We start from the raw sequence: 18890 nt of genomic DNA on the forward strand, positions 1-18890 counted from the left end.
AGTGAAAAACATTATCCAAACACCCCGTTGATCTAGTTTTTCGTCATTTCGTGTTTCGGATTTTCAAATATATCTTGTGTTAATCCACTTTCTTTCACTTCACCTAAGTACATAAGATACGTATTATCAGCGATGCGTTGTGCTTGTTGCATGTTGTGAGTTACAATTGCAATGGTGTATTTTTCTTTTAAATGAAGAATTAGTTCTTCAATTTTGATTGTACTCACTGGATCTAAAGCGGAACAAGGCTCATCCATTAAGATTACTTCTGGGCGAAGTGCAACGGCTCTAGCGATGCAACGGCGTTGTTGTTGTCCTCCGGATAAGCGATGAGCAGGCATTTTTAGGTCGTCCTTAACTTCGTCCCACAAAAAGGCTTCAGTCAATGCTTTTTCAATAACGCTTTTATCGTGGGGGTAGGTTGTTTATTTTTAAGCCGTAGGCGATATTGTCATAAATACTTTTTGGAAATGGATTGGCTTTTTGAAAAACCATTCCAATGCGTTTTCTAATCTCTGTTACGCGTTTGTTCTTAGCTCACTTCACAATCCTCTCGCTCCATTCATATCAACCATAGGTCCATACAAGACTCAAATAGAAGCCAAGCATAGCCCGAAAACAAAAAAAATAAGAGGATAACCTTGGGGGACATCCTCTTATCGATTTATTACAGTAAAAAAGTGCTATGCAGTTTCCTATTGCGTTACTTTTTCAAATATAAAGGTAGCATACATAGTATTCGGCGATACTTGAATTTTTGTAAGATTGCCTTGAGCGAAATTATAGTGTAACGCTAAATGATCTGCTGTCAATTTTTCTATCTCAAATTTTTTAGGGCTGTGCTGCTCAGTTGTATCTCTCCAATCTTCATTGATGTATACCTCCTCAGACGCTGCTTTCCATCTGCCGTCATATTCGTCTTTAATGACGCATTGATTTCCAGAGAGCGTGTACGTATTAAATACAATTTTATCATTTTCTAAGAAGTAAGCTGTCGCAGTAGAACAGGTTTCATTAGATTTTACTTCTTCTTTCACGATAGTGTTGTTTACATCGTATTCAATGGTCTTAACATGGCGCCATTTGCCCAATAACTGTCCCGTACTAGTACCTGTATTTCCATTGTTTGTACCAGTTTCTGTACCAGTTTCTGTTCCAGGAACAGAAGGAGTTTCACTTTCTGTGTTCGATTTAATTTGGTTGTCATCACTAGAACAGGCAACAACACCCATTAGTAGACAAAGTACTAGACTTCCTTGAATCAAAATTTTTTTCATAAGTATGTATTTTTGGGGACGAAGGTAATCTATTTTTAACATATAGATAATGATTTTATTGTGTATTATTATGTTGATAATTAGGTTATTACATAGTGTAAATGAGAAATAATGAATGGTGTTTATTCTCATAATGTGAAAAATACAAGACACTGAGATATTAGGTCTACTGTTTGCGAAAAATGAGAAGATATTCTTTGAAAAAGATTTTTTTTATTTTTTAAATAAAAGTGCGTAAACGTCATCGGATTCACGTCATCTTGTGTCTTGTTAGTAGGAGGTTAACTGTTTCTTTAGGTATTGTAGAACTTCATGTAAAATTTGTTCATTCGATTGATTTTTAATACGATACTTTTTTTTCATTTTAAAGAAACCTATAAAAGTACAACTAGTATACTCTCGTATTTCTATCCTATAGTTTTAACCCATTCGCACTTCTAAATTCGGTCGGAGAACAGTTTACAAATTGTTTAAAATACTTAGCAAAGGTCACAGTTGAATTAAAACCACATTCATTCGCTATAACTTCGATTTTATAGTTGGGTTTGTCTAACAAAAGTTGTTTGGCATGGAGTATCCTATGATAAGCGAGTAGCGTATAAAAATTGGTATAGAGTTCATTATTAATTTGATAAGATACTTTGTGAATGGGAATATCAATCGTTTGACTTAATATCAAAATTGTAAAGTTGCGTTTTAAAAATAAATTTTTCTTGTTTTCAAAAAAAGTAAGAATCTTTTCTGCGGTTTCGGAGGACTTCGTTTTTTCTGAAAATATAGAATAAAAATAGTCTTGGTATTGGAATTTAAAAGAAGTAATTAAGGTTAATACAGCATAAATCAATAGATATAATTGCAAAACAATGAGGTGAAATTCAATTAGCGCGTTGAAATAGTGTAAAGAGGGGATCCCTAGATTTAGCAAATAAGTTAGTATAACCCAAAAGATGATTGCAAGGGATAGATGATCCAAATAGATAGGAAAGTACCTTTCATGTTCTGTGTTTTGTTTGCTTTTAAAGCGGTATGAAGTTTTTAGGAAAGCGATTAATGTCAATACAAAGGATAGCGAGAAAAAGAGAGGCTGATTGATAGCATTTAGGCTATAGAGCAGGAGTAATACTACTTCAAAAAGTATAATAATTGCCTTTTCTTTAAGATTTAGGGGATTAACGACAGTTAAAACAAAAAATAGAAGTAAAAAAGTATAAATACTTAAAAAATAATAATTTAAGTTAAATATTAGTATAATGCTAATTAATGTTGATATTATACTAAAAGGATACTTTTTTTTAATATATAGTATATAGTTGCTCATCCTAATCGTTTTTTTATACCTTTAAGGTATAATTATTTATTTTAATCTACTTAATTTTTTTAAAAAAAAATCTCAAACTGTTATTTGTTATTAATTTTTAACAATTAAAATCTACTTAATATCTAAATTTTTTGATTATGTATGCTGTTGTATTTACCAGTTTCGTTTTGATTCTAATTAGTTTAAATGAGGTATTTCTATCTCTTAATTTAGAACCTAAAAACGAGGAACTTAAAGGGTTGAAATTTTTACGTAGATTAGGTTATATTGTCGTTGGTCAATTGCTTCTTTTTATTTTGCAATATGTTTTTTATTATGATTCGTTTAATTTTCCAATTGGTGTATTGTTATTTTTCTTTCTTGGTCCTTCTCTTATTTTAATTATAAGAGGTGATTTTCCAGGAAATCGGATAGATTTTTTTGATCGATATACAAGAAATCCGTATTTTAATTCGTTTTATTTCGTATTAATTTTTATACAAATATTTTTAACAACCAGTAATTTCGTATTGAATCATACACTTTGGTATTTGATTTTGTCTGCTTGTATTTCTTTCCATCTTTTATATTATGCGATTAGAGGGTTCTTTTTTTTAAGAAATAAATTAAATGAGACCGCGATTAAAAAAGAAGATTTTAAAAGAATTAAAAAACTGTCTTACTTAAATGGTTTTTTGTTTGCTTTTACTTTTATTATTTTAGTCTTTACTGTTCTGTATCCAACGAATTATACCGTCTTTTATTTGTTTTCAATTTTTTATTTGACCTGGTTTTACTTGGTTATAAGTGTTTTTAGATGGCGCATTTCTAAACCTATTTTTAGGATGAAAAAGGGAAGTAAGAATCTAAATAAACGAGAAGGAGAAGGGCAAGAAATAATCAATTTAAGGCAAAGTTATTTTCTGAATTGGCAGATTTCAGAAGCTGATTATTTGTTTGAAATAATCTTAAAAAAGGAGGACAAAACGCCCAGGGAACAAGTGAAAAATAAATATGAAAAGGTCAAATTAAATAGGCAGTCCTTAGTAGAAATAGATAAAAAAGTAAAAAAGACAATTCTGAAGGAACAGGCTTTTTTAGATTCAAATTTTAAGATTACAGATTTAGCACTCAAAACAAAAGTTTCACGTTATTATTTATCTCAGTATTTTACCTATATACACAACTTGACGTTTAGAGAGTATATCAATTTATTGCGAATCAATGCTATTTTAGATTACATTCTTACATGTGAAGAGAAGGATAAACTTACAATCAATGAACTTTTTTTTCGCAGTGCCTTTAATTCAAAAACCTCTTTTTTTCAAAATTTTAAAAATATTACAGGGATGACACCAGCAGATTATATACAGGCAAATTTAGATTTTGTCGATGTTACGTAAGGGTTTGATTCCCTGTTTTTTAGCGATTGTAAGCCTAATTTAACTAAGATATAAGTCTTGAAGGTGACGGAGTAAGTGATTACTGTAGTCACCTTTTTTTGTGGGTTAAAATAAATAATAGAGGACTAGGGAGCTAAAGTGATCCACTTGGAAAGGACTTTCTTTAGGTACTAAATTTCGAAATACTCCATGTTTTTTCAATCAGAATAGTAAAAAAGAAGAATAGGTATAAGATGTTTAGAGGGAAATTTCTGTTTGAAATTGAGAAAATCAACTTTAGATTAATTAGGACGCAGGTTTATTCCGTTGGATTTGAATAACTAAAAGAATAAATCTCCATTTTCTACTAGGATTAGGTATTGGAATGTTAAATCCTGAAAATTATAAAAATAATACAATTTAGTAAAGTGTGATTTTGTTAGGAAGCAAGCTATTATAGAAAAGACAGGAGAAAGGAGTTTTAAAACAAAAAAATCTCATTTTTTCTTTTTATTGCAATTTACATTGCTTTATCTATCAATTTTAGTAGTTCAATCTTGTTAGGATATTCTTTCTGGCTATGAATAGTAATTCAGTTTTGTTAGTATTTGTGTTTAAATAACAAATAAGTACTTGATTTGGTTTTCATATTTTAAGTTTTGTTATACAAAAAGCAATAAATTATGAAAAAAAGATTATTATGTGTGGCAGCACTATTGATAGTGATGTCAGTAAAAGCTCAAGTTGGTATTGGAACCAAAACACCAAACAAATCTGCTGAATTGACGATTGTGTCTAAGAATAAAGGACTCTTAATTCCTAGTATTTCTTTATCAGGTACAACTGATACTACCACCATATCAAATGGTAATGTTGAGAGTTTATTAGTGTATGCTAATCTAAAGCAAGGAGATATTGAGCCAGGGTTTTATTATTGGAATAAAAATAAATGGGTTCGCTTGGTTTCGGATGTCGATGTAAGTAATATTGTTATCAATAATTTTGAAGAAATAATAAAAAATGAAAATGTTCAAAATGTATTAAATACTTTAGGAGGAAATGTTTTCTATGATGGTACTCGATTCGAATACTTAGATCGCTCAGGTTCTAAAATAGAATTGCTTTTTCAGGCAATAGTTAAAGCCAATGAAACAATAACTACTTTGGCAGCCAATGCCAATGGAACGTATACCTATAAATCAGAAAATGATACGGAAGTTACGATTGACATTCCAGCTGTTGTAGTTCAAAACTTTGAAACGATTGTCAATACTAACTCAGAGTTTGTAAAAAACATCATTGAGCAAATCGCCAAAGACGTAGAGGGTAATGTAACGTACAACGGAACGGACTTGGTGTATAAAGATGCTAGTGGAACTGAACAAATTGTCGATTTAAGTCAACTAATCAAAGCCAATGAAACGGTTACAACTCTTATCGCTAATGCCAATGGAACGTACACCTATAAATCAGAGAATGATACGGAAGTAACCATTGACATTCCAGCAGCAGTAGCGGAGCACTTTGAAACGATTGTCAATACTAACTCAGAGTTTGTAAAAAACATCATTGAGCAAATCGCCAAAGACATCGAGGGCAATGTAACCTACAACGGAACGGACTTGGTTTACAAAGACGCCAGTGGTGCAGATCAAATTATCAACCTAGCGCAACTAGTAAAAGCGAACGAAACAGTTACAACTTTGGTGGCCAATGCCAATGGAACGTATACGTATAAATCAGAAGACGATACAGAAGTAACGATTGACATTCCAGCAGCAGTAGCGGAGAATTTTCAAACGATTGTCAATACTAACTCAGAGACGGTAAAGAACATCATTGAGCAAATCGCCAAAGATATCGAGGGCAATGTTACCTACAACGGTACGAACTTGGTGTACAAAGACGCCAGTGGAACTGAACAAATCGTTGATTTATCCCAATTAGTCAAAGCCAATGAAACAATAACTACTTTGGTAGCTAATGCCAATGGAACCTATACGTATAAATCAGAGAATGATACAGAAGTAACGATTGACATTCCTGCATCGGTAGCGGAGAACTTTCAAACGATTGTCAACAGCAATTCAGAGACAGTAAAGAACATCATTGAGCAAATCGCCAAAGATATAGAAGGCAATGTTACCTACAACGGAACGGACTTGGTTTACAAAGATGCCAGTGGTGCAGATCAAATTATCAACCTAGCGCAACTAATCAAAGCCAATGAAACGGTTACAACGCTTATCGCTAATGCTAATGGAACGTACACCTATAAATCAGAAAATGATACAGAAGTTACCATTGACATTCCAGCAGCAGTAGCGGAAAACTTTGAAACGATTGTCAATACTAACTCAGAGTTTGTAAAAAACATCATTGAGCAAATCGCCAAAGACATCGAGGGCAATGTTACCTACAACGGTACGAACTTGGTGTATAAAGATGCTAGTGGAACTGAACAAATTGTCGATTTAAGTCAACTAGTAAAAGCCAATGAAACGATAACTACTTTGGTAGCTAATGCCAATGGTACCTATACGTATAAATCAGAGAATGATACAGAAGTAACGATTGACATTCCTGCATCGGTAGCGGAGAACTTTCAAACGATTGTCAACAGCAATTCAGAGACAGTAAAGAACATCATTGAGCAAATCGCCAAAGACGTAGAGGGTAATGTAACGTACAACGGTACAAACTTGGTATACAAAGACGCCACTGGCACTGAACAAATTGTTGATTTATCCCAATTAGTCAAAGCCAATGAAACGATAACTACCTTGGTAGCCAATGCCAATGGAACCTATACCTATAAATCAGAAAATGATACAGAAGTAACCATTGACATTCCAGCAGCTGTAGCGGAGCACTTTGAAACGATTGTCAATACTAACTCAGAGTTTGTAAAGAACATCATTGAGCAAATCGCCAAAGACGTAGAGGGCAATGTAACCTATAACGGAACGGACTTGGTTTACAAAGACGCCAGTGGTGCGGATCAAATTATCAACCTAGCGCAACTAGTAAAAGCGAACGAAACAGTTACAACGCTTATCGCTAATGCCAATGGAACCTATACGTATAAATCAGAGAATGATACAGAAGTAACCATTGATATTCCAGCAGCAGTAGCGGAAAACTTTGAAACGATTGTCAATACTAACTCAGAGTTTATAAAAAACATCATTGAGCAAATCGCCAAAGACGTAGAGGGGAATGTAACGTACAACGGAACAAACTTGGTGTATAAGGATGCCAGTGGAACTGAACAAATTGTCGATTTAAGTCAACTAGTAAAAGCCAATGAAACAATAACTACTTTGGTAGCTAATGCCAATGGTACCTATACGTATAAATCAGAGAATGATACAGAAGTAACCATTGATATTCCAGCAGCAGTAGCGGAAAACTTTGAAACGATTGTCAATACTAACTCAGAGTTTGTAAAAAACATCATTGAGCAAATCGCCAAAGATATAGAGGGTAATGTAACGTACAACGGAACAAACTTAGTGTATAAAGACGCTACGGGAACTGAACAAATTGTCGATTTAAGTCAACTAGTAAAAGCGAACGAAACAGTTACAACGCTTATCGCTAATGCCAATGGAACCTATACGTATAAATCAGAGAATGATACAGAAGTAACCATTGATATTCCAGCAGCAGTAGCGGAAAACTTTGAAACGATTGTCAATACTAACTCAGAGTTTATAAAAAACATCATTGAGCAAATCGCCAAAGACGTAGAGGGGAATGTAACGTACAACGGAACAAACTTGGTGTATAAGGATGCCAGTGGAACTGAACAAATTGTCGATTTAAGTCAACTAGTAAAAGCCAATGAAACAATAACTACTTTGGTAGCTAATGCCAATGGTACCTATACGTATAAATCAGAGAATGATACAGAAGTAACCATTGATATTCCAGCAGCAGTAGCGGAAAACTTTGAAACGATTGTCAATACTAACTCAGAGTTTGTAAAAAACATCATTGAGCAAATCGCCAAAGATATAGAGGGTAATGTAACGTACAACGGAACAAACTTAGTGTATAAAGACGCTACGGGAACTGAACAAATTGTCGATTTAAGTCAACTAGTAAAAGCGAACGAAACAGTTACAACGCTTATCGCTAATGCCAATGGTACCTATACGTATAAATCAGAGAATGATACAGAAGTAACCATTGATATTCCTGCATCAGTAGCGGAAAACTTTGAAACGATTGTCAATACTAACTCAGAGTTTGTAAAAAACATCATTGAGCAAATCGCCAAAGACATCGAGGGTAATGTAACGTACAACGGAACAAACTTAGTGTATAAAGACGCTACGGGAACTGAACAAATTGTCGATTTAAGTCAACTAGTAAAAGCGAACGAAACAGTTACAACGCTTATCGCCAATGCCAATGGAACCTATACGTATAAATCAGAGAATGATACAGAAGTTACGATTGACATTCCTGCATCAGTAGCGGAGCACTTTCAAACGATTGTCAATACTAACTCAGAGACAGTGAAGAACATCATTGAGCAAATCGCCAAAGACATCGAGGGCAATGTTACCTATAACGGAACGGACTTGGTTTACAAAGATGCCAGTGGTACAGATCAAATCATCAACCTAGCGCAACTAATCAAAGCCAATGAAACGGTAACTACTTTGGTAGCCAATGCCAATGGTACCTATACGTATAAATCAGAGAATGATACAGAAGTTACGATTGACATTCCAGCAGCAGTAGCGGAGCACTTTGAAACGATTGTCAATACTAACTCAGAGTTTGTAAAAAACATCATTGAGCAAATCGCCAAAGACGTAGAGGGGAATGTAACCTATAACGGTACAGACTTGGTTTACAAAGACGCCAGTGGTGCAGATCAAATCATCAACCTAGCGCAACTAATCAAAGCCAATGAAACGGTTACAACGCTTATCGCTAATGCCAATGGAACGTACACCTATAAATCAGAGAATGATACGGAAGTTACGATTGACATTCCAGCAGCAGTAGCGGAGCACTTTGAAACGATTGTCAATACTAACTCAGAGTTTGTAAAAAACATCATTGAGCAAATCGCCAAAGACGTAGAGGGCAATGTAACCTATAACGGAACGGACTTGGTATACAAAGACGCCACTGGCACTGAACAAATCGTTGATTTATCCCAATTAGTCAAAGCCAATGAAACAATAACTACTTTGGTAGCCAATGCCAATGGAACCTATACGTATAAATCAGAGAATGATACAGAAGTAACCATTGACATTCCTGCATCAGTAGCGGAAAACTTTCAAACGATTGTCAATACTAACTCAGAGTTTGTAAAGAACATCATTGAGCAAATCGCCAAAGACGTAGAGGGTAATGTCACCTATAACGGAACAAACTTGGTGTATAAAGATGCTAGTGGAACTGAGCAAATTGTCGATTTAAGTCAACTAGTAAAAGCCAATGAAACAATAACTACCTTGGTAGCTAATGCCAATGGTACCTATACGTATAAATCAGAGAATGATACAGAAGTAACCATTGATATTCCAGCAGCTGTAGCGGAGCACTTTGAAACGATTGTCAATACTAACTCAGAGTTTGTAAAAAACATCATTGAGCAAATCGCCAAAGACATCGAGGGCAATGTTACCTACAACGGTACGAACTTGGTGTACAAAGACGCCAGTGGAACTGAACAAATCGTTGATTTATCCCAATTAGTCAAAGCCAATGAAACAATAACTACTTTGGTGGCTAATGCCAATGGTACCTATACGTATAAATCAGAGAATGATACAGAAGTAACCATTGACATTCCAGCAGCAGTAGCGGAGCACTTTGAAACGATTGTCAATACTAATTCAGAGTTTGTAAAAAACATCATTGAGCAAATCGCCAAAGACGTAGAGGGCAATGTAACCTATAACGGAACGGACTTGGTTTACAAAGACGCCAGTGGTACAGATCAAATCATCAACCTAGCGCAACTAATCAAAGCCAATGAAACAATAACTACTTTGGTAGCCAATGCCAATGGAACCTATACGTATAAATCAGAGAATGATACAGAAGTAACGATTGACATTCCTGCATCAGTTGCGGAGCACTTTGAAACGATTGTCAATACTAACTCAGAGTTTGTAAAAAACATCATTGAGCAAATCGCCAAAGACGTAGAGGGTAATGTAACCTATAACGGAACGGATTTGGTTTACAAAGACGCCAGTGGTGCAGATCAAATCATCAACCTAGCGCAACTAATCAAAGCCAATGAAACAATAACTACTTTGGTGGCCAATGCTAATGGAACCTATACCTATAAATCAGAAAATGATACAGAAGTAACCATTGATATTCCAGCAGCAGTAGCGGAAAACTTTGAAACGATTGTCAATACTAACTCAGAGTTTGTAAAAAACATCATTGAGCAAATCGCCAAAGACGTAGAGGGCAATGTAACCTATAACGGAACGGACTTGGTTTACAAAGACGCCAGTGGCACTGAACAAATTGTTGATTTATCCCAATTAGTAAAAGCCAATGAAACGATAACTACTTTGGTAGCCAATGCCAATGGAACCTATACGTATAAATCAGAGAATGATACAGAAGTAACCATTGACATTCCAGCAGCAGTAGCGGAAAACTTTGAAACGATCGTCAATACTAACTCAGAGTTTGTAAAAAACATCATTGAGCAAATCGCCAAAGACGTAGAGGGTAATGTAACCTATAACGGAACGGATTTGGTTTACAAAGATGCCAGTGGTGCAGATCAAATTATCAACCTAGCGCAACTAATCAAAGCCAATGAAACAATAACTACTTTGGTGGCCAATGCTAATGGAACCTATACCTATAAATCAGAGAATGATACAGAAGTAACCATTGATATTCCAGCAGCAGTAGCGGAAAACTTTGAAACGATTGTCAATACTAACTCAGAGTTTGTAAAAAACATCATTGAGCAAATCGCCAAAGACGTAGAGGGGAATGTAACCTATAACGGAACGGATTTGGTTTACAAAGACGCCAGTGGTGCAGATCAAATCATCAACCTAGCGCAACTAGTAAAAGCCAATGAAACAATAACTACTTTGGTGGCCAATGCTAATGGAACCTATACGTATAAATCAGAGAATGATACAGAAGTAACGATTGACATTCCTGCATCAGTAGCAGAGAACTTTCAAACGATTGTCAATACTAACTCAGAGACAGTAAAGAACATCATTGAGCAAATCGCCAAAGACGTAGAGGGTAATGTAACGTACAACGGTACAAACTTGGTATACAAAGACGCCACTGGCACTGAACAAATTGTTGATTTATCCCAATTAGTCAAAGCCAATGAAACGATAACTACTTTGGTAGCCAATGCCAATGGTACCTATACGTATAAATCAGAGAATGATACGGAAGTTACCATTGACATTCCAGCAGCAGTAGCGGAGCACTTTGAAACGATTGTCAATACTAACTCAGAGTTTGTAAAGAACATCATTGAGCAAATCGCCAAAGACGTAGAGGGTAATGTAACGTACAACGGTACAAACTTGGTATACAAAGACGCCACTGGCACTGAACAAATTGTTGATTTATCCCAATTAGTCAAAGCCAATGAAACGATAACTACTTTGGTAGCCAATGCTAATGGAACCTATACCTATAAATCAGAAAATAATACAGAAGTTACGATTGACATTCCAGCAGCTGTAGCAGAAAACTTTGAAACGATCGTTACCAATAACCCAGAGACGGTTAAAAAAACGATAGAAGAAGTAGCTAAAAACGCAGAGGGGAATATTATTTTTGACGGCACTGATTTTATTTATAGAGATGCAAATGGCGACCTTCAGAAGGTTAGTGGAGATGTTTTTAAACAAAACATTAGTGGAATTCTGTATGATATTATTTATTTACAAGGCACAAGTATTGTTAAAATTCCTGTTGGTTCAACGAGAAATATACCTGGACTAGAAACAACTATAACTGTGCCAAAGGGACAAAAGAAAGTGTTATTATTTACGATATCTGGATCAGTTAGAGCAGATGTAAGTGGAGGTGCTGCTGGTCAAGGTATATTTGCATTATATGATGAGTCAAATACAAAACTAACATCTATGTATGCAAACTTTACAGATATTAATGGAGATAATATTAAATTATTAAATGCACCAATGGTAGGTTCTATGCAAAAGCAAGTTGTTATTGATAATTCAACAGGAACTCAAGATTTGGTTAAGACCTATCTTGTAAAATATACTGCATGGGCTACTCGACCTACAAATTCAGATCACGTAGTGAATTTTATACCTACTTCATTTGCAGGCTACCAAAATGATACGGAATCTCTACTATCAAAGTTGTCTATTCTTATATTTAATATGTAGAAGTTATGAAAACAAGCATTAGATATATAGTTTATTTTTATTTATGGACACCTTTTGTTTTTGCACAAGTATCTGTGGATAAAAATTTTACTAACGAAGGCGATTTTATTGTTCTAGAAGGAGCAATCCTAAGCAGTGATTATCCTTTCGAAAATACCCTTTCTGGTAATTTCGAAAATAGAGGTAATATTTATTTCTATCAGGACTTTAAGAATGACAATTTATTCTATCCTGGCGTTTCTGTAACAAGATCAAAGGTATATTTTAGTTCTCTAGGCACTCCTAGAATAATAAACATTAGTGGAACTAAATTGTCAGAATTTCAAGACATTGAGTTTGATAATACAGAACAACCTTATAGTTTTTTATTGTCTAATGAAATTGCAGTTCAAGGAGAATCCACTTTTATTTCAGGAGTGATTAAAGTTGTAGATAAGGAAGGAATGTTCACTTTTCTTCCAGATTCTAAAACAAGTAAAGTATCCGATTATAGCCATGTAGAAGGAGAAGTGGAAAAGATAGGGAAGAACGGGTTTCAATATCCAATAGGAGACAAGAATTTCTTTCGCCCTGCTTCTATCAGTGCGCCTAAAGAAGTTGAAGATGCGATTGTAACGCAATACTATTTGGAAGATCACGCTTTTTTTGATACACATAAAATAACTTCAGGGGTTATCCATACACTCAATGAAAAAGAATATTGGAGATTGGAAGGGAAATTAAAATCTTCTAAAAACATTGTTTTGAGTTTGAGTTGGGATGACCGTACTACACCTCCAGAATTGTTGAAAGACCCTGAAAATGAATTGCATATTGTTCGTTGGGATGCCCATAAACAGTTGTGGGTCGATGAAGGCGGCGTTGTGGATATGTCCTCCAAAAGAATTACGACTGTTTCTGAAATTAAAGATTTTGGTTATTTCACCTTAGCAACGGTAAAAAAAGATTGGGTTTTAGATGGGGATGTAGTGATTTACAACCTTGTAACCCCTGATGGTGATGGGAAGAACGATTACTTTATCATTGATAATATCAAAAAATACCCCAATAATCGCGTAGAGATTTACAACCGTTGGGGAGTTAAGGTATATGAAACGACGAATTACGATCCGCTAGGCGATGGAAGTACTAATGTGTTTACGGGCTATTCAGAAGGGAAAATTACGGTAGATAAAAGCAAGAAATTGCCAAGTGGTACCTATTACTATGTAGTTACGTATGAATATACAGATGCCAACGGTAGTCGTATGATTAAGAAAGCGGCCAATTTACATTTAGAGACCAATTAAACCACAGGAAAATGAGAGTAAGCAATAAATTAAAGACAATCGTTCTTGGAGGTATAGGTTTGCTGAGTATAACACAAACCTATGGTCAACAAGATCCACAATACACCCAATATATGTACAACCACGCTAATATTAACCCAGCGTATGCAGGAAGTAGAGAGGGGTTAAATATTTTTGGCTTGTACCGCACTCAATGGGTTGGACTAGAAGGAGCTCCTAAAACCGCTACTCTATCCGTCAATACCCCTTTAGGCGATTCTGGTTTGGGATTAGGTGTGAACTTTGTCAATGATCACTTAGGGGTGATGGATGACAATACGCTATCGGTAGATTTATCGTATGCTATCGATTTGAATTATACCTATAAATTGGCTTTTGGATTAAAAGGATCGGCAAACTTACTGGATGTGAATTATAGTAAGTTGACGATTTACAATCCAACAGACCCCGTTGCTGCAGAGGATATCAAAAATGAATTCACCCCGAATATTGGTGCTGGATTATTTTTGTATTCCGATAAAGCTTATGTAGGGGTATCTGTACCCACTTTGCTAACCCGTTCGCGTTATGATGATAACAATATAAAAACACTTCGTGAGAAAATGCATTTATATGTAACAGGGGGCTATGTATTTGATTTGAATCCCAACTTGAAATTCAAACCAGCCGCGATGGTAAAAATGGAACAAGGTTCCCCTTTACAAGTGGATGTAACAGCTAACTTTAGGTTCGTAGATAAATTTACTGTTGGAGCGGCATACCGCTGGGATGCCTCAGTGAGTGGTCTTGTTGGTTTCCAAGTCTCAGAGTCCATTTTTGTAGGATATAGCTACGATGCAGAAACGAGCAAATTAGCTCGTTATAACTCCGGATCTCACGAGATCTTTATGCGATTCACTTTGTTTAATAGCTATAAGCGTATCAGTGCGCCAAGGTTCTTCTAATCAAAAAAGAGTATGGTAAAGCAAATTATACAACTAGGAATTCTGAGTGTTGCCTTGAGCTTTAGTCTTTCGGGATACAGTCAAATCAAAAGAGAAAAAAAGGCCGATAAAAGTTTTGATCGCTTAGCGTATGTTGACGCAATTAAAGTGTATGAACGCATTGCCGAAAAGGGATATGTAAATACGTCTGTCTTGCAAAACTTAGCGGATGCTTATTATTTTAATGGCAAGTTGGTAGAAGCGAATAAGTGGTATACCGAACTATTTGAAGGGGATTATGAAGATAAAAATCTAGCAGACATACCCTCAGAATATTACTATCGCTATGCTCAAACGTTAAAGTCGGTTGACGAGTATAAAAAATCACAACAGTGGATGGATCAGTTTGCCACTTTAGAGCAAACCGATTCACGAACCGATTTATATACAAAGAACCGCGATTATCTAGCGCATATTGAAAATCATTCGGATCGCTATGATATCAAACGATTGGATTTGAATACGGAATATTCAGATTACGGTGGAACTATGTTAGGAAATCAGTTTGTTTTCACCTCTGCAAGAGCCATGGATCACCAAAGTGAAAAGCAAATTCACCGTTGGACCAATGAGAGCTATACGAGTTTGTACCGTTCTAGAGTGGATCAAGATAAATTTGGAGAGCCTGTGCTTTTCGCTCCAGATATCAACTCCAAAGTCAATGATGCAACGGCTGTATTTACACAAGATGGCAGTACGATGTATTTCACGCGTAATAACTCTAAAAACAGTGGAAAGAGCAAACAAAATAAAAACAAGATTTCTTTATTAAAACTATACAAGGCAGTCAAGCAATCGGATGGGAAGTGGGGACTAGTAGAAGAATTGCCCTTTAATTCGGATAATTTCAATACAGCCCATCCGGCGCTAACTCCTGATGATCAATGGTTGTATTTTGCTTCGGATCGCCAAGGTAGCATAGGTCAATCGGATTTATTCCGAGTGGCTTTACATAAAAATGGAGGATATGGCGAAGTAGAAAACGTAGGAAAATCCATCAATACAGAAGGAAGAGAGAGTTTTCCCTTTATTTCTTCGGATTATCAGTTGTATTTTTCATCAGATGGACATCTTGGATTAGGAGGACTGGATGTATTTGTATCTAAGATTTATCCCAATGGAAGTTTTGGGCCGGTTGTTAATATAGGAACGCCAATTAACAGTAGTTTGGATGATTTTGGATTCTATTTGGATCCAAAACAAGGCAAAGGATTTGTGAGTTCGAATCGCGCTGGAGGCAAAGGATCGGATGATATTTACTTCTTGACTGAAAAAAGGTGTAAACAAAGTATAGAAGGAACGGTATCTGACAAGGATACCAATGAATTGCTGGCCCATGCATTAGTTGTTATCTCAGACGCTTTATACCAGAAATTCGATACGATTTATACCAACAACAAAGGATATTATAGTTCCTCCCTGTTAGACTGTGGTTCTAAATACCACATCAAAGCAGAGAAGGAATCCTATAATATGGTTGAAGTTGCCTTGGATGTAAACCGAGAACCTGGAGTTAAAACCGTAAACATCGGCTTAGAGAAAACGCGAAAACCGATAGGCTTACAGGATGATATCGGTAAGAAACTAAAACTACAACCGATTTACTTTGATTTTGACAAGTCGACTATTCGCCGAGATGCTGCTATAGAGTTGATGAAAGTGGTGGAAGTGATGAAAGAATATCCTTCGATTAAAATCGATGTTCGATCGCATACAGACAGTAGAGGAAATGAAACTTACAACAGGAATTTATCCGATCGACGTGTGAAAGCAACGATACAATGGATGATTGAACAAGGTATTGATCCAAGTCGCTTGACTGGAAAAGGATACGGAGAAAGTCAATTGTTAAACAAATGCAGTAAAGGCGTACCATGTACTGCTGAAGAACATCAATTGAACAGACGTAGTGAGTTTATTATTTTAAAAATGTAAGACATTCCGCTTAACTGCTTTAAAAATTCAGTTGAGATGAGGCAATGGTATGAAGGATGTAATTGCTAAAAAAATAAGCCAGGGTTAGATTTTAAGTAAAGTCTAACCCTGGCTTTGTAATAGAGTGAAAATGATGAATAGCAGTTTCTCCATTTTGGAATCAATCATTTTTAAGATTAACTACCTAAACTCGAAGTTTAATTTTTCCCTTGTTGTATAAGACCAATTGGTTATAAATAGTAGATTCCACAAGAAGAATACTAACTTCAATAAGCATTAACAAGAAGTGAAGGAAGAAATAGAAGAGGCTATCGCAATAGCCACTCTTCTATTTTTCTTCAAGACTTTGATTAGGGAAATCGGCATATTCCAATTCCAAAATAGAGATGTAAAAAGGTTGGAATACAAGGTCTTAGTTGATTATTTGTATTGGAAAATTCTCGATTGGTTTTATACCTTTTATACCCGTCTATAGCATTATAGTTTATTAATCCAAAATCAATGTAGTAGGTCATTCCATTTAAAAACAACTTTATTTCCTCCTAATTTTTCTTTTTTTATCAAGATATAACCACTACCTGTAATAGCATTGAATACTATTCTCTAGGAGGAGGCAATGGATTGATTTTTACTGTAATTATATAATTGCCATATTCTGTTTGATGATCGTTGAGTGAACAGACAAACAAGTAACTATCTTTTGCTATTTGACGATAATAAACCAAAGAATTTAATTCTGTATAGGTTGGAATAGCTTTATTGGGAAAAATTTCTAAGCTATCAATGAGTAAGGTTTTACTTTGGAGAAGCTCGCCTTGTAACTTAAAGAATTGTTCAATAGCCTCGAGTAATCTATTTACGATAAAAACGGCTGGTACTATGGGATAATGATCAAAATGACCTGCGCATTGTTCATTTGAAAATTCTTTGATATTTACTTTAAAATAAGAAGGACTAATAAGGTCTAATGCTACTTCTTTATAATCCGTAAGAGGAGTATTGGTGATAGGAACTTTTTCTGCATAGTAATCTTTGAAAACCCGATGAAAGGATTCTTCAGAGAAAATAACATAATCGAGTTCAAAAGTATAGGCTAGTTGATTGTGATGATTAAAAATATCAACTAATGATTTTCCATTTCGCTTTGAAAACAAAAGACTTTTAGCACAGTATTTTAATTCAGGGCCTATGGAATTGGTATGAATTTTTCGTATTCGAGATTTTTCTCCTAAGAAAAAAGTTTTGGATGAAATATTCATTGTTTTTAGTAGGGACAGACTTCCTAAGGATGAGGCAGTTTGTAGTATTGTATTAAATTCTTTAAACGAATTAAGTGGGTTAATAGAAGAGGTATGTTCGAGAGTTGATTCCTTAATGATCAAATTATTAATTGTGAAAAGATAGGGATAGCTTTCTCCTATAAAATGATGTAAGTTTTCCATACTATGAACGGTGCTGGATAAATGTATACGTACAAGCTATATTAGAATTATCATCATAGGATGATTCAGATACTTGTATCGTTATATTTTTCAATTGAAGATAATCTTTGATTCCATGCATAAAGGAAACGAAAGTTGGGAAGTTGAGATAGGATTCAATTCCAAATTGTTTAGCCGCTCTGTGATACCGATCAATACCTGTTAATCTAATTTCAGCATGATGCGGTGTATATTGACCAACAGTGAATTTGAATTCTGGACTTGAAGTATAAATGGCCGAAATAATTACAAGGATAAAAGATCTACAATCCCTATCTATAGTAGGATCTTTTAATAAGGCTTGTTCTGCTTTAGTCTTTCCAAGATTGTAGAATAGTGTTTCTGATTGCAGGCGTATTTCATCTACACCAAATTTAGCACCTATGGATTGTAGTAGTAAAGCATAGAATTGTGAAGTAATATGGGATAGATTAATAGCTAAATCGGATACCGATGAGGGAAGATACAAGTGGATTAATTTTTCTTTTATCTCCGCAGAAGGATATTGATCATTTCCTCTTAATGGGAATAATTGATCAAATAAGGGGTTGGTTTTTTTCATTCTATTTGTTATTTATTTTGGTTTTTTTATATGTAATGTTTGAAATAGGTATTAAAAATACGATAATACTTTTAATTCATTGTTTTTTTGTTATAAAAAAAGAAGGTGTTTATTTCATTTTTTTATCTTCTTTATCTTTAGAAGAGGAGATGGCTTCAATTTTAACAGAGTAAAGGGGGGAGGGGCAATTACATTTGTATTTTATACTAAGAAGTTGTGTATACTATTGGGTAGCAACTAGAAATGAAAAAGCAATTCTACGCTGCACGTGGCCATTTGTTTTTA

9 protein-coding genes and 1 pseudogene are annotated in these 18890 nt (G+C 35.0%); 5 read left to right on the forward strand and 5 right to left on the reverse strand.

Going from position 1 to position 18890, the window contains the following annotated elements:
• Positions 1-32: 32 nt before the first annotated feature.
• The 3 genes and pseudogenes from ACMHJ2_RS14385 to ACMHJ2_RS14395 form a co-directional block, all read right to left on the reverse strand.
• Positions 33-537, reverse strand: a pseudogene (locus ACMHJ2_RS14385) (phosphate ABC transporter ATP-binding protein); the annotation flags it as partial.
• Between the two features lie 158 nt (positions 538-695).
• Positions 696-1277: a hypothetical protein gene (locus tag ACMHJ2_RS14390; RefSeq protein WP_413513563.1), complete on the reverse strand. Its 582-nt coding sequence runs from the start codon at positions 1275-1277 to the stop codon at positions 696-698.
• A 412-nt stretch (positions 1278-1689) separates the two neighbouring features.
• Positions 1690-2136, reverse strand: coding sequence for a helix-turn-helix domain-containing protein (locus ACMHJ2_RS14395; RefSeq protein ID WP_413513564.1), 447 nt, complete (start codon positions 2134-2136; stop codon positions 1690-1692).
• Between the two features lie 596 nt (positions 2137-2732).
• Here ACMHJ2_RS14395 and ACMHJ2_RS14400 point away from each other — a divergent pair.
• The 5 genes from ACMHJ2_RS14400 to ACMHJ2_RS14420 all read left to right on the forward strand — a co-directional run bounded on the left by ACMHJ2_RS14400 (position 2733) and on the right by ACMHJ2_RS14420 (position 16562).
• Complete coding sequence (locus ACMHJ2_RS14400) at positions 2733-3977, forward strand: helix-turn-helix domain-containing protein (RefSeq protein ID WP_413513565.1); 1245 nt, start codon at positions 2733-2735, stop codon at positions 3975-3977.
• 662 nt (positions 3978-4639) lie between these two features.
• Complete coding sequence (locus ACMHJ2_RS14405) at positions 4640-12355, forward strand: hypothetical protein (RefSeq protein ID WP_413513566.1); 7716 nt, start codon at positions 4640-4642, stop codon at positions 12353-12355.
• Positions 12356-12360: 5 nt separating this feature from the next.
• Complete coding sequence (locus ACMHJ2_RS14410) at positions 12361-13644, forward strand: gliding motility-associated C-terminal domain-containing protein (protein ID WP_413513567.1); 1284 nt, start codon at positions 12361-12363, stop codon at positions 13642-13644.
• 11 nt (positions 13645-13655) lie between these two features.
• Positions 13656-14588, forward strand: coding sequence for a type IX secretion system membrane protein PorP/SprF (locus tag ACMHJ2_RS14415; RefSeq protein ID WP_413513568.1), 933 nt, complete (start codon positions 13656-13658; stop codon positions 14586-14588).
• A 12-nt stretch (positions 14589-14600) separates the two neighbouring features.
• Positions 14601-16562 (forward strand): OmpA family protein, encoded by a 1962-nt coding sequence (locus tag ACMHJ2_RS14420; protein ID WP_413513569.1) that lies wholly within the window; start codon positions 14601-14603, stop codon positions 16560-16562.
• Positions 16563-17158: 596 nt separating this feature from the next.
• Here the strand turns inward: ACMHJ2_RS14420 and ACMHJ2_RS14425 are convergent.
• Together ACMHJ2_RS14425 and ACMHJ2_RS14430 are read right to left on the reverse strand one after the other, a co-directional pair.
• Positions 17159-18004 carry a hypothetical protein gene (locus tag ACMHJ2_RS14425; RefSeq protein WP_413513570.1) on the reverse strand — a complete coding sequence of 282 codons (846 nt, stop codon included), beginning with the start codon at positions 18002-18004 and terminating at the stop codon, positions 17159-17161.
• A gap of 1 nt (position 18005) precedes the next feature.
• On the reverse strand, positions 18006-18605 hold the full coding sequence (locus ACMHJ2_RS14430; RefSeq protein WP_413513571.1) for a hypothetical protein: 600 nt from the start codon (positions 18603-18605) through the stop codon (positions 18006-18008).
• Positions 18606-18890: the final 285 nt, after the last annotated feature.

It is taken from the genome of Myroides odoratus, from assembly GCF_965118575.1.
GTDB classification, from domain to species: domain Bacteria; phylum Bacteroidota; class Bacteroidia; order Flavobacteriales; family Flavobacteriaceae; genus Flavobacterium; species Flavobacterium odoratum_B.